11 protein-coding genes and 1 pseudogene are annotated in these 24,072 nt (G+C 50.9%); 8 read left to right on the top strand and 4 right to left on the bottom strand.

Annotation, left to right across the window (positions count from 1 at the left end):
• A partial coding sequence (locus tag ACE418_RS11035) for an IS3 family transposase (RefSeq protein WP_416450658.1) occupies positions 1-585 on the top strand: 585 nt, incomplete at its 5' end.
• A 910-nt stretch (positions 586-1,495) separates the two neighbouring features.
• On the opposite strand, the gene ACE418_RS11040 is transcribed toward ACE418_RS11035, so the two are convergent.
• From ACE418_RS11040 to clpB, 3 genes are all read right to left on the bottom strand, one after another.
• The gene (locus tag ACE418_RS11040; RefSeq protein WP_020310851.1) at positions 1,496-2,098 is read right to left on the bottom strand and encodes an HD-GYP domain-containing protein; all 603 of its coding nucleotides are present in this window, start codon (positions 2,096-2,098) and stop codon (positions 1,496-1,498) included.
• Between the two features lie 30 nt (positions 2,099-2,128).
• Positions 2,129-2,632 carry an S-adenosylmethionine decarboxylase family protein gene (locus ACE418_RS11045; protein WP_416450659.1) on the bottom strand — a complete coding sequence of 168 codons (504 nt, stop codon included), beginning with the start codon at positions 2,630-2,632 and terminating at the stop codon, positions 2,129-2,131.
• Positions 2,633-2,937: 305 nt separating this feature from the next.
• Positions 2,938-5,526, bottom strand: coding sequence for an ATP-dependent chaperone ClpB (gene clpB, locus ACE418_RS11050; protein WP_416450660.1), 2,589 nt, complete (start codon positions 5,524-5,526; stop codon positions 2,938-2,940).
• 184 nt (positions 5,527-5,710) lie between these two features.
• Here clpB and ACE418_RS11055 point away from each other — a divergent pair, with 184 nt between their 5' ends.
• On the top strand, positions 5,711-6,523 hold the full coding sequence (locus ACE418_RS11055; RefSeq protein WP_416450661.1) for a tetratricopeptide repeat protein: 813 nt from the start codon (positions 5,711-5,713) through the stop codon (positions 6,521-6,523).
• A 9-nt stretch (positions 6,524-6,532) separates the two neighbouring features.
• Here ACE418_RS11055 and ACE418_RS11060 read toward each other — a convergent pair whose 3' ends face one another.
• Positions 6,533-9,403 carry an EAL domain-containing protein gene (locus ACE418_RS11060; RefSeq protein ID WP_416450662.1) on the bottom strand — a complete coding sequence of 957 codons (2,871 nt, stop codon included), beginning with the start codon at positions 9,401-9,403 and terminating at the stop codon, positions 6,533-6,535.
• 204 nt (positions 9,404-9,607) lie between these two features.
• On the opposite strand from ACE418_RS11060, the gene ACE418_RS11065 reads away from it, so the two are divergent.
• The 6 genes and pseudogenes from ACE418_RS11065 to ACE418_RS11090 all read left to right on the top strand — a co-directional run bounded on the left by ACE418_RS11065 (position 9,608) and on the right by ACE418_RS11090 (position 23,627).
• Positions 9,608-11,173 carry a purple acid phosphatase family protein gene (locus ACE418_RS11065; RefSeq protein ID WP_416450663.1) on the top strand — a complete coding sequence of 522 codons (1,566 nt, stop codon included), beginning with the start codon at positions 9,608-9,610 and terminating at the stop codon, positions 11,171-11,173.
• 2 nt (positions 11,174-11,175) lie between these two features.
• Entirely contained in the window at positions 11,176-12,297 is a 1,122-nt protein-coding gene (locus tag ACE418_RS11070) for a YibE/F family protein (protein ID WP_416450664.1), read from the top strand.
• Positions 12,294-12,467, top strand: a complete 174-nt coding sequence (locus ACE418_RS11075; protein ID WP_416450678.1) for a transposase domain-containing protein — start codon at positions 12,294-12,296, stop codon at positions 12,465-12,467. The genes ACE418_RS11070 and ACE418_RS11075 overlap by 4 nt, the downstream gene beginning before the upstream one ends.
• A 375-nt stretch (positions 12,468-12,842) precedes the next feature.
• A pseudogene (locus ACE418_RS11080) lies at positions 12,843-12,974 on the top strand (ESPR domain-containing protein); the annotation flags it as partial.
• Positions 12,975-13,562: 588 nt separating this feature from the next.
• Entirely contained in the window at positions 13,563-21,413 is a 7,851-nt protein-coding gene (locus tag ACE418_RS11085) for a YadA-like family protein (RefSeq protein ID WP_416450679.1), read from the top strand.
• Between the two features lie 1,206 nt (positions 21,414-22,619).
• On the top strand, positions 22,620-23,627 hold the full coding sequence (locus ACE418_RS11090) for a hypothetical protein (protein ID WP_416450665.1): 1,008 nt from the start codon (positions 22,620-22,622) through the stop codon (positions 23,625-23,627).
• Positions 23,628-24,072: the final 445 nt, after the last annotated feature.

Below are 24,072 nucleotides of genomic sequence, written 5' to 3' on the forward strand. Positions count from 1 at the left end.
GTCTTGTTAACAGACATCACCTATCTTCCGTACAACGGGACCTTCGCCTACCTTTCCACAATCCTGGACGCCTTTACGAAGCAGATTTTGGCTTATGTTGTCAGTGATTCCCTGGCGGTTGAATTCGTGCTGGAAACCGTGAATCAGCTGATTCACGACCATGGCATCTCCCTTCATGCCGAAACCATCGTACATTCGGATCAGGGCTGCCATTACACCAGCCATCGTTTTATCGAAATCCTTCATGACAAAGAATTGAGGCAATCCATGTCCCGGCGAGGCAACTGTTGGGACAATGCGCCACAGGAGAGCTTCTTTGGCCACATGAAAGATTACATCAAAGAAAAAATTGCAGTATCCAAAAGCTTTGAGGAGGTGAAAGCCATCATCGATGATTACATCGATTACTATAATAACGAGCGATACCAATGGCATCTGGCCAAGTTATCACCTAATGAATTCTACCAGTTCGTCACAACCGGGATTTACCCATTAGCGGTCCCCTCGGTTCCTAAGATTCCTGAAATCAGGAAACCGGCTACTTTGTTAGGTACTACGTTGCCCATCGAAGCAGTCAATGAATGAGAGCAATACATAGCAGCACGATGAAAGCTAGAAGATAAAATAAGCACATGTTCCCTGTCCATCTGAATGGGACAAGAAACATGTGCCTGTCTAAAAACAAGGGATATAAACTTTTAAAAATGTCCTTGACAAAGGGTACAGTTTAGATTAAAAATATCAATCCATCGCGATGAACGATGAACTACGAACGAAAAACTTTTAAGTTAAAGGGGCCTCGCATGATGGCAAAAACCTTCGTGCGACAGCCCCTTATTATACGATGCTTTTGATGATGGAATCGAACTTTTTTAAGTAGACGGCAATGTCTGCCTATGATATACTAAATCCGAGGTTCTGCCTAAAACGGTAGGCGGTTGGTCCCTTGCTTTTCCAGGAGGAACTTTGTGTGCCCCTCCAATCCAAATGGAAAGGAGGGGAGGACAATGACTTTAACGGTGGATCTGTTTATCAGTATACTATCTTTCGGTATGGCCGCATTTGCCATCGGTTATGCCTTAGGTCAAAGTTCAAATAAAACACAAAAATAACCGCCCTCGAGTCCAATCTTAAGCGGTTACTTTTGTGACTATTAACTTTGAGACCAACCGTCTATCGGTGGAACCTCTTTTCGTTTCTATTATAACGTCATTTATTAATTTTCGTCAAGCCGTTATTATGTGATAGATTAAGGTTTTTGTCCACACTGCGATGGAAATGAACCGCAGTTCGCAGGTGGCCGGCCGCAGGTCGCTGCGGTCTTGCAGACCGCAAAAAAAGGCCAATGGCCGAATTGTAGGGGCTTCCCGAGGGAAGCCCGCCAGAGAGATTTCATCACAGCCCATTTGAATATAATGGCAGGCTTTTACGAGCCCCTAGCCCCTAAAAAAAGCGCTGTCTTCAAGCGACAGCGCTTTTTGATTACAATATGTTATTAACCGAGCGTTTCAATAAAAGCCTTGACCACTTCCGGATCAAAGAGCAGGCCCGATGCGCTGAAGAGTTCGCGGACGGCCTGTTTTTTGGTTTTGGCCCAGAATTCGGCAGATGGGTTGATGATCATGTCGTAGTAATCGGCGACGGCGATGATGCGCGCCCCCAGGGGGATGTTGGCGCCGCGCAGGTGTTTGGGAAAGCCCGAGCCGTCCCAGTGTTCATGATGATAGCGGATATAGGGTACGATGTCCTGGCAGCAGGGAATGTTTTCCAGCATGTTGCCGCCGGCTGCGGCATGGCGCTTGTACTGTGCCTTTTCCGAGCGGTTGAGGTAGGGCATCTTGGCCAGCAGGGTATTGGACACGAAGAGCAGTCCTACGTCATGGAGGAGTGCTGCATATTTCACTTGTTCGATTTCACTCTTGGGCAGTGTCAGTTTGGCAGCGACGCTGACGCTGTAGTTAGCGACCTGCAGGGAATGCATATATAAGCGCTGACTTTTCAACTGTATGAAATTGAGCAATTCCGCTGTAATGGCGTCGAGAGACGTCATTTCTTCCCGGGCAATGCCCGCAGCCTGTTTTAACGATACCATATACATGACCAACAAACCCTTTCATCTGCAAACGTGTCACTTGTTCGTCGTCCGATGCGACCGGCGTACTTTCTGCGGATGACGGAGGATGTTGAACATCTTCACACTCGTCTTCTTGATGCGTGCGCCGGTATTTTTCATGCGCCGTGCCGTCGTGATCTTCGATTTGCGTTTCGGGCGCATGTCGCGGATGGAGCCGAAATCACCGCGGCGGATACTTGTCGCCTTGATGCGGTCAGAGCGGAGGTTTACCTTCAGGGCGCTCATGATCTGGCTCGTCTTGAGGTCGATATTAAAACTGTAGATGTCCACTGCCACATAGGACAGGGGAGGATAGGCGTGAATACAAATATGCGCGTTGCCGGAAACGGCAATACACGTCAGTTCGTCGTCGATATGGAAGAATGTAATCCCTTCGACAGGGGCGCCGACGAGGTCGAAAGCGCGCTCTACCAAGGGCTGCAAATCTTCGGCTTCGGCAAAGGAAGCCTTGCAGTTATAAAAATCGATGAGTACATGTTTTCCTAATGTGTTGTTCATAAATCTCCACCCGTTACTTAGTTACAGCTTATTATATACTGTTTTCGGGCTATTGTAAACAGAAAAAAAGACCCGTTCCCGATGTTTTTCTGCATCAGGAACGGGTCCATTGTGCGCCAGCCGCAGCTGCTGGCTAGGGATTAGGGGCTAGCAGCTAGGGGTTAGTGTCTGATAAGGTTTTCCATATACTAACGGCTAACGGCTGACTTCCAGGGGTTAGGGGCTAGCAGCTAGGGGTTAGTGTCTGATAAGGTTCTCCACATACAGCTAACTGTTAACTGCTGACTGCTGACGGCTCCACTCACTCACGCGGCATGGGCGCGCATGGGGGTAAAGGTGAAGTCATTGCCGTCGAAGCCGATGGTGACCGTATCGCCTTCGCGGATGGTACCGGCGATGATGTCGCGACTCAGGGCCGTTTCGACGGTATGCGTGATCAGGCGGCGCAGCGGACGGGCCCCGAACTGCGGGTCGAAGCCTTTGTCGGCCAATTCCTGCAGGGCTTCGTCGGTCCAGGTGAGGTGGATCTTGACCTGTTTTTCCAGACGGTTGCCGAGGCGTTCCAGGAGGATAGCGGCGATATTGCGTACCTGGTCTTTCTGGAGAGCCTTGAAGACGACGATGTCGTCGACACGGTTGAGGAATTCCGGACGGAAGTACTGTTTGAGCAGTTCACGGACTTTCGCATTGGCTTCGTCATAATCCTTCGATTCGAGGATTTCGTGGGAGCCGAGGTTACTGGTCATGATGATGATAGTGTTCTTGAAGTTGACCACACGGCCTTTGCCATCGGTCAGGCGGCCATCATCGAGAATCTGCAAGAGGACGTTGAAGATGTCCGGATGGGCCTTTTCGATTTCATCGAGGAGGATGACGCTGTACGGACGACGGCGGACGGCTTCGGTGAGCTGGCCCCCTTCATCATAGCCGACATATCCCGGAGGAGCCCCAATCAGGCGGGATACGGTATGTTTTTCCATGTATTCCGACATATCGATACGGATGATGTTGCGTTCGTCATCGAAGAGGGCTTCCGCCAGGGTCTTGGCCAGTTCGGTCTTGCCGACACCGGTCGGGCCGAGGAAGATGAAGGAACCGATCGGACGGTTCGGGTCCTTGATACCGGCACGGGCGCGGATGATAGCGTCGCTGACGACGCGGACGGCATCGTCCTGGCCGACGACCCGTTTATGCAGCGTTTCGTCGAGGTGAAGGAGTTTTTCCCGTTCGCCCGTCATCATCTTGGTGACCGGGATACCCGTCCAGCGGCTGACGACCTGGGCGATATCTTCTTCGCCGACTTCTTCTTTGAGGAGCTGCGAATCCTGATGGTCTGCCAGGTAAGCTTCCTGGTCTTTCAACTGTTTCTGCAGTTCCGGCAGTTTGCCATATTTCAATTCCGAAGCCTTGGCCAGGTCGTAGTTGCGTTCGGCTTCTGCCATCTGGCTCTTGACGGCGTCGATTTCTTTCTTCAGGCCCTGGGTGCGCAGGATGGACTGTTTTTCCGTATCCCACTGGGCTTTGAGTTTGCTTTCTTTTTCTTTTAATTCATTCTTCGTTTCCGTGATCTTGGCCAGGCGTTCTTTCGAAGCGTCATCGGTTTCTTTGTTCAGCGACTGTTCTTCGATTTCCAGCTGCATGATCTTATGGCGCAGTTCGTCGATCGGCGTCGGCATGGATTCGATTTCCGTACGCAGCTTAGCGGCGGCTTCGTCGACGAGGTCGATGGCCTTATCAGGCAGGAAGCGGTCGGAAATGTAGCGGTCCGACAGGACGGCGGCAGCGACTAGGGCTTTATCACGGATGCGGACGCCATGATGGACTTCGTAGCGTTCTTTCAGGCCACGGAGAATGGTGATCGTGTCTTCGACAGACGGCTGGTCGACCATGACCGGCTGGAAACGGCGTTCCAGAGCGGCGTCTTTTTCGATGTATTTCTGGTATTCATTGAGCGTCGTAGCGCCGATGCAGCGCAGGTCGCCACGGGCCAGCATCGGTTTCAGGATGTTGCCGGCATCCATGGAACCTTCGGAAGCGCCAGCGCCGACGACGGTGTGGATTTCATCGATGAAGAGGAGAATCTGGCCGTCGGATTTCGCGATTTCATTGAGGACCGATTTGAGTCGTTCTTCGAATTCGCCACGGTACTTGGCCCCGGCGATAAGGGAGCCCATGTCGAGGGAGTAGAGGGTCTTGTTCTTCAACGATTCCGGTACGTCGCCGCTGACGATACGGCGGGCCAGACCTTCGACAATAGCCGTCTTGCCGACGCCAGGTTCACCGATGAGGACCGGGTTGTTCTTACGACGGCGCGAGAGGATTTCAATGGTACGGCGGATTTCGTCGTCACGGCCGATGACCGGGTCCAGTTTGTTCTGGCGGGCAGCGGCGGTCAGGTCGCGGCCGTATTTTTCCAGGGCCTTGTAGTTTTCTTCCGGGTTATCGCTGTTGACGTTGGCTTTACGGTTGGCCTTGATGGTGCTCATGATCTTGTCCTGAGTCAGGCCGAATTCGCGGCACAACTGCTGGACTTCGTCGTCGCTTTCGCTGACGATGCCCATGAGGATGTGTTCCGTACTGATGTATTCATCATGCATGGAGTCGGCCAGCTGCTGGGCCTTGCCGATGACACGGACCATTTCCGTCGACATGGACAACTGGCTGGAGCCCTTGACGGACGGGATCTTCTTCAATAACTGTTCCAAGCGGGCCTGGAGCATGGGGACGTCGGTGTGACATTCCGAGAAAATCGTCTGGAGCAGGCCTTCCGGTTCTTTTGTCAGCCCCATGAGCATGTGGACCGACGACAGTTCCTGGTTATAGTGGAGCGCGGCGATCTGCTGGGCAGACTGGAAGGCTTCAATGACCTTTTGTGTATATTTTTCGTTTCCCATAATTAAGACCTCCTTACTTATGGTGGAAGAGAAGATATCATTCTGAGGAGCTTTCCTCAAGCTCTAGTAATATTATATCGTTAAAAGTCAAAAAGTCAATAGGTCAAAAGAAGAAAAGTCGAAAAATATGTTTGACAAAAGAAGGGGGATTCCTCTACACTTAGTTTGTTAGGAGGGACCGTATATGGACGAAAAAGAACAGAAGGCTTTTGAGGGGGACGCCTTTGCTCAATGCGCAATGGGCGACGAGTATTTTTTTGAAGCCTTCGATGCCGATATAGAAGATAAAGATGTTTTATATAAGAAAGCTATCTATTGGTACCAGCGGGCGGCGCAGGCCGGTCATGCAGCCAGTCAGTATAATCTGGGGTACCAATATGAGTATGGCTTAGGGAATGAAGTCGATTTGGAGCAGGCCATCTACTGGTATCGCCGGGCTGCCAATCAGGGCTATGCGGCAGCAGAAAATAATCTGGGCCATCTCTATGAAACGGGATACGGCCTGCCCCAGGATTATGCCCAGGCCCTGCACTGGTACGGCCGGGCGGCGCGGCACGACGATGCCGACGGCCAGTGCAATACGGCTATCATGTATCAGTTCGGCTATGCCGGGAAGCGGGATTATAAAAAGGCCGCGTACTGGTACGCCCAGTCGGCTGAAAAGGGCAATGCCATCGCGCAGAATAACCTGGGCTATCTCTATGAGACGGGCCGCGGCGTCCCTCAGGACTGGGAACTGGCAGCCCATTGGTATTACGAAGCGGCCATGGCCGGCGACGGGCCGGCCCAGAATAACCTGGGCGTCCTCTATCGCGACGGCCACGGTGTCCGCCACGACCTCTGCCAGGCGGCTTACTGGTTCGCCCAGTCTGCCGAATCTGGCTATCCAGAGGGCATGAAAAATTATGCCTCCGCCCTGGAAAAAGGCGAAGGCATTGAAAAAGATACGATTGAAGCCGCATATTGGCGGCAGAAAAGTCATGAACGGAATCGATGAGCTGCTGGTTTACTTTTCGGCGTGACGCAGGCGTTCTCTGGCCAGGCGGTAGATGGAGCTGACGCGGCTTCCTTTCCGGTCAGGATGCTGGCGGAGACTGGGGTCGGTATTGTGGACGATGCTGCAGCGGAAGGTGATGGTGACCGGGTTGCCGTCGATTTCATGGATGGCCTCCAGGTTGCGGCGGAGGTCCTGAGCGAGCCGGTAGGAGGCAGAGGGGTCCTCTTCATGATGGAGGACGGCGAAGGTTTCTGTCTGGATACGGGCAATGGTGGAATCCTGGCCGGCTATCTGGCGCAGAATCCGGGCTTCTTTGCGCACCAGGGACTGCTGGACCGATACCTCGTAGGTGTTCTGCTGGTCCATGATTCGATGCCGTTCGAGCAGAATGAGGACGTAGGCACTATGATGCTGGCGATACCTTTCCTGATAGCGGATCAGCTCGCCGAGGAAACCCGGCCGATTGTATAGTTCCGTATCCGGGTCGATATAGGGGGATGGCAGGTTCTGGTATACCTTGCGATAGATTTCGTTGGCATCGAGGAAAAAGCCGACCAGGCCGATAATCTGACCGTCCTGATAGAGGGGACGCTTGTAGCATGTGATGCGGTGCGGGATGCCCTTGACGATACATTCTCCGGCTACGTTCTCGACGGTCCGGCCTTCGTGCAGGACGGCGAGCTCATCCTGCCGGTATGATTCGCCGTCGGTATGCCAGTTCATATCCTCGTCGGTCTTGCCTATGATGTCCGCTTGGGAGGTCAGACCGTAATGGCGCAGGAAAGCCTTCGTCGCCCCGAGGAAGCGGCGGTCCTTATCTTTCCAGAAATAGCAGAATGGTGTATATTCCTGGAAATTCTGCCAGAGCAGGGCCGGCAGTGCCAGCTGGGAATCGGGGGACGCCAGTACGGCATGGGGACTGTCGATGCGTCGGCTGGCCGTCAGTATGAGCGGCGTCTGCCCGCTGGACAGGAGGACGGCTGTACATTCCCGCCAGACGTAATTGCCCTGCTGGTTGCGGGTCCGGAAGGACCGGGATATCCGGCCGTCCGAACTCTGACGGATACGGGTAATGACGGTACTGGGCTCACAGAAGGACAGATAGTCTTTACGGTCATCAGGGTAGATGGTCTGATTGGCAAACTGCTGCAGGGCCTGGTGGATGCCGTGCGTCGGTTCCTGTGGGAAGGCCTGTTCGCCATCCGTGTGGAAGTAGAGCGGTTCCATGGTATCGTTGTGAACGTCTATGAGGCAGACATCGTCGAACATATTGTAGAGGTAGCGCAGACGGTCATCGAGTTTTTCCTGCTGCAGCCCGGCATGACTCCGGGTGAGGTTCTCGAATTCGACATGGACGAGATAGTGGTGATTCATCTCGCAGATGGTACGGACGTGGGCGTTGACATAATCGCCGCCGTCGATATAACAGAACGACTCGGTCTGCTTCGTCGTGCACGAGCGATGGAGACAATTCCGGAAGGTCTGGCCGATGGGGTGGCTGGGATTACTGAGGTTATCTGCGATATCCTGCAGGTGATAGCCCAGCGCCTGGCTTTCTTCCCGGTAGGCCTGGTTGGCGTAAAGAAACTGGAAGCGTCCGTCTTCCTGGACATCAAAGAGGGCACTCGTCCGGTCCGTCTGGTGGATGACCATGCTGGCGGCATCGTAGTAATGACACCATTTGCGCGGCTCGATGCGGCGGCCTTCGGCCTTGATGTGGGCCAGTGTCCCTATCAGCGGGCGCGGTTTGCCGTAGTAGTAGCCCTGTTGGCGGCCACAGCCGATAGATGCCAGGAACTCGGCGTGTTCCTTGGTTTCTACGCCTTCGGCGAGGGTCTTGAGGCCGAGGTCCTTGGCCATGGAGACGACGGAACGGATGATACAGCGCGATGTCTCGGTAAAGCTGCGCAGGAATTCCATGTCGAGCTTGATGAGGTCGAACGTGTAGTCTTTGAGGATATTCAGCGACGAATAGTCACTGCCAAAGTCATCGAGCCAGATTTCATAGCCCTCATGGTGCAGCTGGTCGAGGGCCTGATGGACGGCCGACGCGTTCTGGGCGAGGGCGCTCTCGGTGATTTCCACATGCAGGAAATCGCGCGGAAGGTCATAAGCAGTGCGCGTCGCTTCAATGAGCGAGAAGACGTCCAGCATGTTGAAGTCATAGCGCGACAGATTGAACGAGACCGGCGTGATGGGCAGGTCGTGGCGCAGGCGCTGGCTCAGCATATGGCAGACCTCGTCGAGCACGAAGGCATCCAGGCGATGGATGAGGCGGACCTGCTCCAGGACGGGGATGAAGGACGCCGGCGAGAGGAAGCCCAACTGCGGGTCAACCCAGCGGGCCAGGGCTTCCATGCCGCAGACTTCGCCTGTCAGCGTACGGATGACGGGCTGGTAGTAGACCTGAATCCAATGATTCTCGATGGCCTCGTCGAGATGATTGATGACATAGTCGCGGACGTCGCGGTCCACTGTCTCGCCCGTCTTGGGAATGTCGATTTCCTGCAGGGTGCAGTAATAGACCCTGCCATAGGACTCAGTTTCAACGGGCCGCCCGGAGATGTCGGCATAGCGGATGCGGCTCGTGCGCGTGAAGAGATGGCCACGGATATGAGAGAACCGGCCATCCTTTTTCTTCATTTCGTGCAGGATTTCCTGCTTGACGCGCTCGCGGTCATCCAGGGCGACGACATTCCACACATCACCTTGGATATGATGCCATAACTCATCGAAATTCCGGCAGTCGAATAACCGCAGCATCTCCGCATTGGCATAGAGCAGCTGATACGGTGGGGCTGCCTGGGCCACGTAAAAACAACAGGGCAGATTCTCGGCGATACCGGGAATCGCACTTAGATCCTTGATTTTTGCTTCCATTATATATCCTCTGTAGGTAATGTGATTGAATATTGTATAACCTTAATCTAAATCAAGTATAGCATGACTGTAGCTGTGTGCAACTACCAAACGGTCATATTTTTTTTACCGTTTTTTGACGGAATTCATAAACAGGGATTACAGAAAGACGTTACGATAGGGCACAGGATTAATTCTTACTTACACTTAGGAGATGTTGAAATCATGTGTCCATTTCAGATTCACAACCATAAGAAAGCAGCAGCCGCTGCCGTCGCAGCTGTCCTGTGCATGGCTTCGTTCGGCGTCTTTGCCGCCACGGAACATTGGAACGATGCGTCCCTGACGCCGCAGGTCACGACCCGGACGGCCGTATCCGATGATACGGACTGGCAGCAGTGGAAGGCCAACTGGGACTCCATCAAGACCAATTACGAACAAGTCTCTATCGCACCTGGTGCCGATGCGACACAGCTCAATTTCGGCTGGTACTCTAAGGATAACGCAGATAAAGCCGAAGTCCGTATTGCTGACAACCAGGATATGAAACGGGCCAAGACCTTCAAGGGGACGAATACGGCTGGTACCGTCATCAGCGGGACCCAGTACTATTCCAATAAAGTCACGGCCAAAGGGCTGAAGGCTGAAAAGACCTACTGGTATCAGGTCAAAGTTGACGGGACCTGGCAGGCTGCCCAGCCGGTCAAGACAGGGAATCCGGACGACTTCACCTTCATGTATGTCGGCGACCCGCAGATCGGCGCCTCGGCTGGCCAGACACCGGCAGAAGGCAATGCCAAACAGACCGGCGAAATTGCAGCCCGCAACGATGCCTATAACTGGAATAAGACACTGAATGAAGCCCTGAGCCAGCATCCGGAAATCAACTTCCTCGTATCGCCTGGGGACCAGATCAACGAACCGGCTGAAGACCAGAGCCCGGATAAGATCCAGCTCCAGGAATACCAGTATGCCGGCTATCTCTCGGCTGCCGCCTTGCGCAGCCTGCCGGAAGCTTCGAGCATCGGCAACCACGACTGCCTGACCAGCGGCTATCAGAACCATTTCAACGTACCGAATGCCTTTACGGAAGAAACGAATCCGACCAAGGCCGGCCACGGCTATTATTATACCTATGGCAATGCCCTGTTCATCGTCATCAACGCCAACAACTACAACGCCGCCGACCATAAAGCCCTCATCGAAAAGGCCATCAAAGCCCATCCCGATACGAAATGGCGTATCGTCGTCATGCATCAGGACATCTACGGCAGCGGTCTGGACCACTCCGATTCCGACGGCATTCTCCTGCGGACGCAGCTCACGCCGATTTACGATGCCAATAAGATCGACGTCGTCCTCCAGGGCCATGACCATACCTATGCCCGCACGTACCAGCTCAGCAGCGATGGCAAACAGCATGCCGACTTCGCCGACATGAAAGTCAAAGGCCAGACCGGCCAGACCCATTCCCTGCTCAACAAGGCCTTGAAGAACAGTGATTTCAAGAGCAACTATGAATCGCAGAACCTGTGCTATACCATTGCCGATATGCAGCAGGGCGTCCTGCATAACCCGAAGGGCGTCTTCTACATGTCTTCCAACTCGGCAACGGGTTCCAAATTCTACAACCTCATCCCGCAGAAGCAGGACTATGTCGCCGCCCGCAGCCAGTTATGGCGTCCGACCTATTCCGTCGTACACATCACTAAAGACACCTTCACCATCAACACGTATGACGCCGAAACGGGTACGCCCATCGACGATTCGTACAGCATCGTCAAGGATTGAACATGATCCACTCCCGCTGGTTCCGCCTGGTCGTCATCGTCGTGATGATCGTAGCAGGCGGCCTCTTCCTCTGGCAGTATAACCAGGTCGATAAACCGCAGCTGGTCAACAGTGACGGCCGGGTCTTTGCCAAGGCCCGCGTCGTCGAGATTGTCCGCGATAATCTGCAGGAAGACGGCAGCCGCGTGGGCGATCAGATCGTCACCTTGCGCTTGGAAGATGGCCCTGATGCCGGACAGACCGTTCAGGCGAATTGCCCGAACGGTCTTCTCTTTGGGACCGTCTGCCAGCCGGGGATGGCGGTCATCGTCATTTCGGCCAACGTCGGCGCCATGGGCGTCCACACCGTATACAACGTCGACCGGTCCCTGCCCATTTATCTCTACGTAGCGGCCTTCCTCATCCTGCTCAGCGTCATTGGCGGTAAAAAAGGTGTCAAATCCGCCGTGGCCCTGATCTTCACCTGTATCTGCTTCCTCTTCCTCTTTTTCCCCATGGTCCTGCGCGGCATGGGACCCGTCGCAGCGGCCGTCATCACGTCGGTCATCGTCCTGGCTGCGACGATGTACCTCATCAACGGCTGGACGAAAAAGAGCCTGGCTGCCTTTGGGGCTACCCTGGGCGGTATCCTGACAGCCTGCCTGGCGGCCATTCTCTTCGGCCATGCCGTCAACCTGTCGGGCTATAACGTATCGAATATCGAAAACCTGATGTTCGTCGCCCAGAATACCCTCATCGACGTCGGCCAGATCCTCTTTGCCGGCATCCTCTTCGCCAGCCTCGGCGCCGTCATGGACATCGCCATGGACGTCACCGCCGCCTGTGCGGAACTGGAACGGCACAAGCCAGACATCAGCCGCAAGGCCCTGTTCACGGCAGGCATGAACGTCGGCCGCGACGTCATGGGCACCATGTCGACGACCCTTATCCTGGCCTTTTTCGGCGGATCCCTCGGCGTGTGGCTCCTGGACTACGCCTATGACCTGCCGTACCTGCAGCTCATCAACTCCAATGCCGTCGGCATTGAAATCATGAAAGGCTTCTCAGCCAGCTTCGGCGTCATCTTCACCGTACCGATGGCTGCGGCCTTGAGCGCAGTGACACATAAAGTGGAAAAAAGATAGAAAGACGCAGTTACCGCCCCAAAGGAGCCAAAGCCAATGACTTGGCCCCCGAACGGTATCTGAAATACCTTTTTGAAAAGCTGCCCAATACAGCAAACTTCAAAGATACCGAAACCTTGGATCAATACCTGCCTTGGGCAACAAAGACCCAGGAAAAATGCAAAGAATAAATAGAATCAAAGCCTCAGACTTATGAAGAAAGGATAGCATAAGTCTGGGGCTTTTTCTATACACTGATTTATTTTTTACTTACTTTTTTTACAAAATTTTTACGTAATATTTTATTAATATATTGTTAATATAATATATTAACTATTTACAATAAAACGAATAAAAATATAATTACAAATAGAAGTAATGACAGCTGTAAATAGTGATTAAATAGCGTAATAAAGCCTTTTAATAAGAAAAATAAGTGCTATAATGATGTCACCAAATGTACATATTATTTAAATAAAAATGCAAAATAATAAAAGAAAGTGCATCGGAAAATTCTTACATGATATATACGGTGAAATCATTATAAGCAAAGGATGCGCAAAATTATGAACAAAATATTTAAGGTTATTTACAGCAAAACAAGACATTGCTACGTCGTCGTTTCAGAACTGGCAAAAAGTCACTGCAAAACCACCGTATGTCCCGGCAAAAGCAAAACAGCACTGACTGCAGCCGTGCTGCTGGCGTTGGGAACGTTCTCGTTTGTAGGGATGCCGACAGTGCAGGCAGAAGATGTTACAAACGTTACAAATGATTACATTGGCATAAACACAACTGTATATGATGAAAAGGGGAAGAAAGAGAATCCCTTACTAAGTAAACGGGATAGCAGTAACTCGAATTATGGAGGTGTATGGTCTGAGAACCCTGGTGCCATTACCGTAGGTGTTTATGCAGGGGCAGGACAGCAAACTGTTACAATTGGTAATAACAACCGAACACACTCTGTAGGCAGTGTTTATATTGGCGAACACAAAGATTATCTTAAACCAGGAAACGAACCAAAGCCAGCCTATTATGTAACGTCTGTTGGTTTTAATGCGGATGCTGGTGGATATGGTTCTATAGCTATTGGTTCCAATGCACAAGCCACAAACTCAGATACCAATAAAGGGCTGAGCGTTTATCAAATGTCAGATGAAAATGGCAGTGGTTATGGATATTTGGAAAATAACCCAACACTAAAAGGTGCTTCGGTAGCATTAGGCTATAGTGCAAACGCTGCAGATGGAAATGTGGCTATTGGCGCCTATTCTCAGGCATTAATGGATGATAAAGCAAAAAAATCTCTGAAAAAGAAATCCGTCTATACAGATGAAGAAGCTTCTTCCTATGTTTCCGTAGGTGGTACTGTCACCACGAAAGACACTTCCGGAAAGTCCACGACTTCTCCTATTCGCCGTCGCATTTCTAATGTGGCCGGCGGCGTCGAGGCTTCTGATGCAGCTACCGTTGGTCAGCTCCAAACAGCCATTGATTCTATCGGGACCACTGGCTGGAAATTGAGAACAAACAGTGATGATACTAAAGCTGCTACCATCACCTCCGGCACGACCGTTGACTTTTCGCCTGCTGTGGATGGAAAGAACGGGACAGCGGATCATAGCAATGTGACTGTGTCCAATACAGGTTCCAATGTCAAGATCGGTCTGAACAGGAACATTGTCCTTGGCGAAGCAACTAGTGGTAATGGTGGCAGCCTGAATGTGTATTCCGATTCTACTGAAGCCAGTAACTTGGGTAATCGTGTGAGCATTGATGGCTCTACAGTCAGTGTCAACTATGGAAGTGAAGAAGGTACTTCAGGGACAAAGCGCGGCGTTGTCCTTGGTGTAGGAGAAGACCGGAACCATAACGCACAAGGATATATTGCCTTTAACAACATTGATCCTAAAGGGAAAATAGATTCTACCTATTTGCATAGTGCTACGGACGCACCGGATAACCTGAAAGGACGTCTGGTATATTCAAACACCATGAGTGGGACTGAATACATTGCCAATTTGGATGATGGCATTACCTTTACCGGCGATGTGCAAAAAGAGGTTCCGAATGGCTCTACCCAAACTCCGACAAAACTCAACACGACGCTCAATATCACGGGCGGCGCCACAACGGAAAAAGATTTGACGGATGGGAATATCGGCGTCGTTTCCACCCCGGCATTAGAAAAGAAAAATGATGATGGCACCACAACCCAAACCCAGGAATCCAAACTGGAAATCAAGCTGAATAAGGATCTGAAAGGCATCACCTCCATCACCAGCCAGACGACGGCGACAGATGGTACAACAACAGCAGGTGCTAAAATTGACTTAGGAGCAAATGGTACCACCATCTCCGGCGGCGATGTCAATGTGAGCAACCACAAAGTCACCGGATTGGCTGAAGGTACTATTTCTGCTGGTTCTACGGATGCTATTACCGGCAAACAGCTGTATGATGCTAAAAATGCCTTGACTGTCAAGAAAGGTTGGGGCATTAAGATTACTGATAATGGAAGTGATGGCAAGACCATCGAACTGGAACGCAATTTGGGAAAGAACTATGGCGTTACTAAGGACAGTAATAGTAAAGGCAAAGTAGAATTTGAAGCGACAGGTAACAATTCTTTGATTTTAGGTGGTAGCGCCATAGAGGATGGCTGGTATTCGTATCCGTATCCTCCAACAAGATATTTAGATCATGCTTATGGCACTTTCCAAGCTGACTCTGTACTTGTTGGTGGTGAAAATAATGCTACTGGAACTAAAGATGAAAAAAATTCTAGTAGGGAAAAAGGAAGTGTAGTCGTAGGTGGTAGATATAACACTGCATCTGGATACTATACATTGATTAATGGTGGTAGCCATAATATAACAAATGGTGACTACTCTGCTATATTAGGCGGATATAAAAATGAAGTTCAGAAATCTGATTGGGCCGGATATAGTACAATTGTTGGTGGTGCCTATAATATTGCTTCCGGAACAGGTGCGACAGCTGTAGGCGGTGGTGATGATGTTAATAGTGAATCTCCAATTAAAAATAAAGCGTCTGGCTCATATTCTACTACTGTAGGCGGCAAGGGTAATGAGGCATCTGGAAAACTTTCTGTTACAGTAGGTGGTGAACAAAATAAAGCTGATGGATGGGAGACTGTAGTAATCGGCGGGTTTAATAATGAAGCTTTGAGCTACTATGGAAATCAGAGTCGTGGTAAACAGCCTTTTACCGAAGGTGCCATTGTTGTAGGCGGCCAGCAGAATAAAAACAGTGGAAGGAGTTCTTCTATCTTTGGAGGAATTTCTAATCTTATAAGTATAAATGCTAGTACTGCTTCTATAGTAGGTGGTGCCAGTAATTTTGCATCAGGAAGTTATACGACTGTTGGAGGTGGCCAGGGAAATGTTGTATTGGGATACAATTCAACAGCTTTCGGTGGATACCAATCTATTGTTAATGGCAGTAACTCAACTGGGATAGCAGGTGGTTCTACGGAAGAGAACGCTAATCTCTCTTTGGCAGCCGGGTATCAGTCTACTGTAACAGAAGACGCCATTGGATGGGAATATCTTTCGGTAACAGAAGAAAAATATAAAGAATTAATGACTGAAATGCAGTCTGGTAAAATGTCAGGATATTATCAATACGCTGGTTATTCCGATGGAAAGTATAGAGTTTTACATTATAAAGATATCTCAACAGCTTTGGGATACCAGGCTACGGCTGATGAATCTGGGACGATTGCTTTAGGGCACGATAAGGGAGATACATTTCTTACTTATAAATGGAAACAAAAAGCATGGAAAGATGGAAATTCTTATTATACACGTAATATTAATACTGGAGGCGTTAAAGAAATTTCTGAAGAGGAGTATCAGAAATTACAGAATAGCGATGGTACCTGGAATGATTATACAATTTCTCCAAATGTAGAAAGAGGTACTTATGATACTGCTTATTACAATCGCCTTGTCAAAGCGGCTGACGGCCAAGATGCCCATGATGTCGTTGTCAGGGAACAACTGACTCCTTATACCAAGTCTGATGCCACCAATATTGGTGCCAATCTGAAGACTTATACAGTTGGTAATGATGGGGAAACCATCACGGAAGCCGATGCAACAGCAGAACAAAAGACTGCCAATAAAGACGCCTGGGGCAAGGCCCTTGGCGCTGGTACGCTTTCTACTGCTGATGCCGCTAAAAACTCCGACCAGCTCGTAACGGGCAAGACGCTGTACAACTATGATGCACCGGTTGCAGAAACGGGCAAGACATTGACCTATGTCTCGGCAAACAACACGACAGGCCAAAACCTGAGTGCCCTCGATGCACAGGTTGCAGCTAATACGAGTACATTAAACAATAAGACCCATAATATCAAATACTATTCGGTCAATGAAAACCTGCCGAAGGTTGATGGTTACAGTAATGAAGGCAATGACGGTGCCAAGGGCATGGGCAGTATCGCCGCCGGCTTAAACACCCATGCGGATGGCATTGCCTCGACGGTAGCCGGCTCCTATTCTGGTGTTATCAATCAGGGGACAGCAGGTGGATATGACCTCCGCGGTGCAACGGCGCTGTCCTATGGTACGTTCAACATCAACCAGAACACGGATGCCACCAAAGAACATAGTGGCGTAGCTAACAGCATTGTCGGCCAGGCCAATGCAACGACTGACTCGAATGCTGCCATCATCTATGGTGCAGGCAACACAGTTACCAATTCTTATCGTGCTATTGATACCTCGAAGTTCGACTTGAGCAAGATTCAGCAGGATCTCGCTAAGAACGATGCAGCGGCTGTGGCTAAGGATTTGCAGGATGCTGTTCCGACCAGCGGCGGTCAGGTCATGGTCATGGGCGGCGGCAACAGCGTAGACAACGCATATATGACGCAGGTCACCGGCGTTGGCAACACGGTTACCGGCAGCGGTGATGCATACAGCGCTGACAGTTCTCAGTTGAACTATGTGGAAGGTTTCTACACCACTCTGACTAATGGTAAGAACGATTACCTCATCGGTGCTCACAATACCGTAACTGGTGACACTACAGCGCAGAACCAGTCCAACATTGTCTTTGGGGATAACCACACACTGACAAATACCAAAAATGCAGTCATTATTGGTTCGTCAGATACTCAGATGAACTTAGTCAAAGGTGATAACGCAACCGCTATTGGTCATAACGCCAGCGCACAGAGAGATGCTCTGGCTGTAGGCGTTAATACTGAGGCTCGTGGCAATGCAGTGGCATTGGGTACTTATTCGACAGCACATAATAACAGTATTGCTATTGGTACAAAGGCTACAGCCGTGTCCAGCCAGAACTTGGCTATTGGCTGGGAAGCGCATATTGGCAACATCAAAACGGATGATGAAAAGATTAAGAATGCAATAGCCTTAGGCTCCGATAGCCAGGTAAGAGTTAATGATCTCCTGAAAAGTGATAATAACCGGGGCGTTCTTTCAATCGGTGACACAAACAAGGAACGCCGCATCATCCATGTCAGAGCTGGCGTCAATGATACTGATGCTGTCAACGTCAGCCAGCTGAAATCTGCACAGAACAATCTGACAGATAAGGGCCTGAAGTTCGCAGCCAACTCGGGAGATGCCTATACGGCTAAGTTAGGTACTACGGTGAAGATTCAGGGCACGGCCAAGAAAGCCGGCCATGAATACACCGTCGATAACCTGACCACGGAGATTGGCAAAGATGGCACCATCACGATCATGATGGACAAGAATATCTCGGCAGATAAGATTGCTGTGAACGGCAAGGACGGCAAAGATGCTGTTTCCATTTCCGGTAAAGACGGCGTCGGCCATATCGGCCTGACGGGCCCTGCCGGAACCAATGGCATGAAGGGTGCAGATGGAAAGCCGGGGACTTCTATTGATATTTCGGTCAAAAATGGCTACAACACTGAGGGTAAAGATGGCAAGGATGGCATCAATGGCGAAAAAGGTGTAGATGGAACAAGCCTGACCCGTATCGTCTATGAAGATGCAAATGGTGAACATCAGGTTGCTACCATGGAAGACGGTATGAAGTTCAAAGGTGATGATACAACCGTCATTTCCAAGAAGCTGAACAACACCCTCGACATCATCGGCGGTGCGGATAGCACGAAACTGACAGACAAGAATATCGGTGTCAATAGTACGGATAAAGGTCAGCTGAAAGTTCAGCTGGCAAAAGACCTGCAGGGCATCACGTCTATCAGCAACCAGACGACTACCGGTGAAGGAGAATCGCAGACTACTACGGGAGCTAAGATCACTCTTGGCAGCGATGGCAACGTCGACGTCAACAATGGCAAGATTACCAATGTGAATAGTGCCCTCGATGGTGTTAAAGATGAAAAAGGCAATGCTGTTACGATTGCTACAGCAACCGGCGATGCTCTGAAGAATGCAGCTAACCTCGGCGACTTGCAGAAGGTCTACAATGACATCAGCGCAAAAGCTGATAAAGCCAGCGCATCTCATACGGCACTGACTGTAGAAGGCGGCACGGCAGCCGGCACAAAAGATGACCAGAATAAAGACGTCTATGCCGGCAAGAACATCCTGCTCCATGAATCCACGGATGAAAAGACCGGCAAGGTCACGTATGATCTGAAGCTTGCCAAGGATATCAACATCGGCAAGCCGGGCAAAGACGGTGAAGACGGCAAGATTGGCATCGACGGCAGGGACGGCCATATCGGCCTGAATGGCTCTGATGGCATCACGGTCCGCGGTCTTGACGGAAAAGATGGTGCGCCGGGCAAAGATGGCGTCACCATCACCGGCCCGAAGGGGGCAGACGGCACGGACGGTAAAGTCGGCATCTCCGGCACGGACGGCAAAGACGCTGTTTCCATTTCCGGTAAAGACGGCGTCGGCCATATCGGCCTGACAGGTCCTGCTGGCACTAATGGCAAGGATGGCACCAATGCTGTCGATATTACCGTCAAAAATGGCTATGATGGAGCAAATGGCATCAATGGTAAGAATGGCGTAGATGGAACGAGCCTGACCCGTATCGTCTATGAAGATGCAAACGGTGAACATCAGGTTGCGACCATGGAAGACGGTATGAAGTTCAAAGGTGATGATACAACCGTCATTTCCAAGAAGCTGAACAACACCCTCGACATCATCGGCGGTGCGAAAGGTGACCTGACGGAAGGCAACATCGGTGTCAACAGCACTAAGGAAGGCAAGCTGAAAGTCCAGCTGGCAAAAGACCTGACAGGTATGAACAGCACCACCTATACAACTACAACTGGCGAAGGAGAATCGGCAACGACTTCTACGACCGTGGTTAATGGCAACGGCTTGACCATCACCAATGGCCCGAGTATCACCAATAATGGCGTTAACGCTGGTAATAAGACCATCACGAATGTGGGCAGTGGCGCAGATGCATCCGGCAGCTACACAAATACAACAAACGCTGCTAACATCGGTGACGTCCAGAACATTGTCAAAAATGCTGTCGATAGTGCAGCCGATACTACCAACCAGGCATTGGCAGGCAAAGCCAACGTCGATGCGTCCAACATCGGTATCAACCTGAAGAACGCTGACGGCTCTGCTGCTTCGGCAGAAGACCAGAAAGCCAATGCTGAAAAGTGGGGCAGTGCTATTGGCACCGGTGAAATCAAAGCTGATGATGGTCGGATGGTTACCGGCAAGACTGTCTATAATGAAGTCCGTCCGACGACAGATGGAAACTATGTGAAGAAAGACAAGACTACGGGCGAAAATCTGTCGGCACTGGATACGAAGATTGGTTCTTTAGACAAGAATGGCAACTACATCAAGAAGGATGACAGTGTTTCTAAGAACCTGAGCACCCTCGATACGCAGGTCAAGACCAATGCTGATGCTATCAAGAAGAATTCCGAAGATATCACGAACATCAATAAATCCATTAGTTCTCTTGATCAGAATACCGTTAAGTATGATGATTCCAACAAGTCGAAAGTCACGCTGGCAGGTAAAGATGGCACGACCATCACAAATGTCAAAGATGGCACTCTGAGTGATAGCAGCACAGATGCTGTCAACGGCAAGCAGCTGTACAATGAACAGCAGGCCCGCGAAGCAGCCGATAAGGCCATCAGTGATAAGGTGACGAATAACACCAACGAAATCACCAAGATCAAGAATGGCGACTTCACGGATGCCAGCAAGACGGCTATCCACAATATCGCCAAGGATGCGGTCGAAGTGGTTGATGGTACGAACACGACGGTCACGAAGACGGAAGGTACGGACATGACGCCGACGAAGTACGCGGTCAATGTCGAAGGCAAGGGCAAGGTCGCTTCTGGCGATACGGGCCTGATTTCCGGCGACACGCTCTACAAGGAAGTCCATGTGGACAAGGACGGCTCCTACGTCAAGGGTAGTAACACAGTCGGTCAGAACCTGTCCGCTTTGGACACAGGCCTCAAGACGACGAGCGACCTCATCCACACGAACGACAAGGGCGATACCATCCAGATCGGCGGCAACAGCACGGCCACGAAGATTGATGTCAGCGGCAAGGACGCCAATGGCAATACGACGAGCCGCGTCATCACCGGTGTCGTAAGTGATGCCAGTGACCCGAACAGTGCAGCTAACGTCGGATATGTCAACGGCCTCACGGCTGCCAATACGCAGCAGATTTACCGCGACATGAATAATGCGTACAGCCGTTTGGATACGAACATCAACAGAGCCGCAGCTGGCAGCAATGCCTTGGCAGCCCTCCATCCACTTGATTTCGACCCGGCTGATAAAGCAAGCTTCGCCGTCGGTTATGGCCATTACCATAACGCCAACGCAGCTGCTGTCGGTGCCTTCTATCAGCCGAACGCCAACACCATGGTCAACATGGGCATTTCCCTTGGCAACGGTGACCCGGGCTTCAATGCCGGCGTCTCCTTCAAGATTGGCAAAGGCTCCGCATACAACGGCGTCAGCAAGGCCGAAATGGCTCAGACCATCCATGACCAGGCTGCAGAAATCTCGACTATCAAAGCCAACGATGCAGCCAAGGATAAACGGATCGATGCCCTGGAAAAAGAAAACCAGGAAATGAAGAAACAGATTCAGGAAATCCTGGCCCGTCTGAACGGATAAACAATATAGTGCTGATGCACTGACATAGCAAAAAGAAAACCAGCCACAGCGTGAGAAATCACACTGTGGCTGGTTTTTTGTCTCGGATTCAGATGCGGCGTTCCGCCGCGACAGACTCAAACTGACAACGACACTTCGGGAAGCCCTCAGCGCGTAGCGGGCGCCCCCTCTACGGCGGTCCGTTTCAGCAACCGTCTTGACATTCCTTGCAGTCATGACCTGACGGGCTGAAAAGGCACGTGGCGCCCCTACGGATGCGGCGTTCCACTGCGATAGACTCGTGAAATAAACGCAGTTCGCTGGTTGCAGACCGCAAAATAGCCCCAATCGGGGCATTCGTATGGGCCGACCTTTAACCTCTCAGACCGCCTTTGGCGGCCAGCTCCCCTATAAAGGGAGCCGTGTGCGGCCCGTTACGATATTCAATCATAGCATATTTGAGTATAATGGTGGAGTTTTACGAACTACGTGCTACGGCTTTTCCTTGGACTCAGATGCGGCGTTCCGCCGCGACAGACTCAAACTGACAACGACGCTTCGGGAAACCCTCAGCGCGTAGAGGGACGCCTTGGTCAGGACGTCCCCTGCGGTATCGCATACAGGCGATGGGAGAGAAAGAGGTAACAGATTGCAAAAAAAATACACGGCCAACGGCCTTGTGCGTAGGGGATGTCCCAAGCCTTTTTGGCCCGTCAGGTGCCGACCGTCGGGAGGTGCAGGACGGTTGCCAAAACGGACAGCTGTGGCTGGGCAGCCCGTTGTAAGATTTGGACATACCTATTCTTGTATGATGGTAGGTTTTTACGAGCCACGAACCACGAATCACGAGCCACTATTTTTTCATGAGCCGAGAGCCACTCGAGGCGATGTTGCTCTTCTGAATCTGTCGCCGTGTATGTCATTGGGGATGTACACAGGATTCACGCGGGACGCTCTTTGGGCGTCCCCTACGGAGGCGGCCAGCGGCCGGCGGGCCGTTAGGCCCCAAACTCGATGAACGACGAACGACCTACGATGAACGGCTTTACGCCCAGCCGTCAGGCTCCAACATTAACGGCTCCTTAAATATTCGGAAATTCGATTAAAAAACGATTAGAATTTCTATTTGGCCCTGTTTTGTGGTGTATGATGGAATCATGAGCCGCTCTATTGCGGAGCGGGAACGATTATTATACAATAAAAGTGAATCTGGAGGTGTAAAACATCATGTCCGATTCGGCACAACAGGCCAAAGCGCAGAAAAAAGCGTATGACGAGGCGTGCAAGCGGGTCCTTTCAGAGCGGGGCATCATGGCCCATATTCTGAAGGCCTGCACGGAAGAATTCAAGGATTGTGATTTGCAGGATATTGCCCAATGCTATATCCAGGGCGAACCGAGCATCAGCCGCATTGCGGTGGAACCGGAAGCTATTTCGCCGCGCATCGAGAGCGAGCAGACAGAAGACAAATCCGGAGCGGAAGGAACTGTTTATTATGATATCCGGTTCCATGCCGTAGCTCCCGTTGATGGAAGGCTGATTCAGCTTATCATCAACCTGGAAGCGCAGAACGATTTCAATCCGGGTTATCCCTTGTTGAAACGGGCTGTCTACTATTGCGGTCGCATGATTTCCAGTCAGTACGGGACGGTTTTCGTGAAATCCCATTACGAAAAAATCCAGAAAGTCTATTCCATCTGGATCTGTACAATGCCAACGAAAAAATGGGAGTACAATATTTCGAGGTATCGGCTCACGGAAGACCATCTAATCGGTCATACACAGGCCGAGCGGAGCCATTACGATTTAATCAATATCGTCTTGGTCTGTTTGGGAAGCAAGAGCCATAAACAGCTAAAAGGCATCCTACGGCTGTTGAACATGCTGCTCTTGGATAACATCAGCTCTCAAGAAAAACAGAAACTATTGGCGAAAGAATTTGATGTAATAATGACACCGCACTTAGAGAAAGGAGTGGCAGCCATGTGTAACTTGAGTGAAGGTATTGAACGGCGTGGAGAACGACGTGGAGAAAAACGTGGAGAAAAACGTGGAGAAAAACGCGGCCGTAAATTAGGTGAAGAAGTAGGCGAAAAACGTGGTTGGAATTTAGGGAAGCAAGACGATGTACTGGAAATGCTGAAAGATGGCGTACCTTTTGAAAAGATTGCTCAGTATACTAAGTTATCCCTGGAAGCTATTGCTGATATTGCAAAGCAAAATAAATTGATTTAAAATTTGGAAAAAATTTAAGGAATATGGAATTTAGTTGGTGATGAAGAGGCCATGCATGGAGCATAAGCTATCATGCATGGCCTTTTTCGGATTCAGATGCGGCTTCGCCGCGACAGACTCAAACTGACAACGACGCTTTGGGAAGCCCTCAGCGCGTAGCGGGCGCCCCCTCTACGGCGGTCCGTTTCAGCAACCGTCTTGACATTCCTTGCAGTCATGACCTGACGGGCTGAAAAGGCACGTGGCACCCCTACGGATGCGGCGTTCCGCCGCGACAGACTCATGGAATAAACGCAGTTCGCTGGTCACAGGTCGCAGGTCGCCGCGGTCCTGCAGACCGCAAAAACTGCACGGCCAACGGCCTTGTGCGTAGGGGCCGACCTTTAACCTCTCAGACCGCCTTTGGCGGCCAGCTCCCCTATAAAGGGAGCCTTGTGCGTCCCGT

This window comes from Megasphaera jansseni (assembly GCF_047974155.1).
Lineage (GTDB): Bacteria > Bacillota > Negativicutes > Veillonellales > Megasphaeraceae > Megasphaera.

Excerpts from the sequence above, each read along its gene's own strand:
- ACE418_RS11040 (WP_020310851.1), bottom strand. The coding sequence starts at position 2,098 with ATGTATATGGTATCGTTAAAACAGGCTGCGGGCATTGCCCGGGAAGAA.
- ACE418_RS11045 (WP_416450659.1), bottom strand. The coding sequence starts at position 2,632 with ATGAACAACACATTAGGAAAACATGTACTCATCGATTTTTATAACTGC.
- clpB (WP_416450660.1), bottom strand. The coding sequence starts at position 5,526 with ATGGGAAACGAAAAATATACACAAAAGGTCATTGAAGCCTTCCAGTCT.
- ACE418_RS11055 (WP_416450661.1), top strand. The coding sequence starts at position 5,711 with ATGGACGAAAAAGAACAGAAGGCTTTTGAGGGGGACGCCTTTGCTCAA.
- ACE418_RS11060 (WP_416450662.1), bottom strand. The coding sequence starts at position 9,403 with ATGGAAGCAAAAATCAAGGATCTAAGTGCGATTCCCGGTATCGCCGAG.
- ACE418_RS11065 (WP_416450663.1), top strand. The coding sequence starts at position 9,608 with ATGTGTCCATTTCAGATTCACAACCATAAGAAAGCAGCAGCCGCTGCC.
- ACE418_RS11070 (WP_416450664.1), top strand. The coding sequence starts at position 11,176 with ATGATCCACTCCCGCTGGTTCCGCCTGGTCGTCATCGTCGTGATGATC.
- ACE418_RS11085 (WP_416450679.1), top strand. The coding sequence starts at position 13,563 with ATGGATGATAAAGCAAAAAAATCTCTGAAAAAGAAATCCGTCTATACA.
- ACE418_RS11090 (WP_416450665.1), top strand. The coding sequence starts at position 22,620 with ATGTCCGATTCGGCACAACAGGCCAAAGCGCAGAAAAAAGCGTATGAC.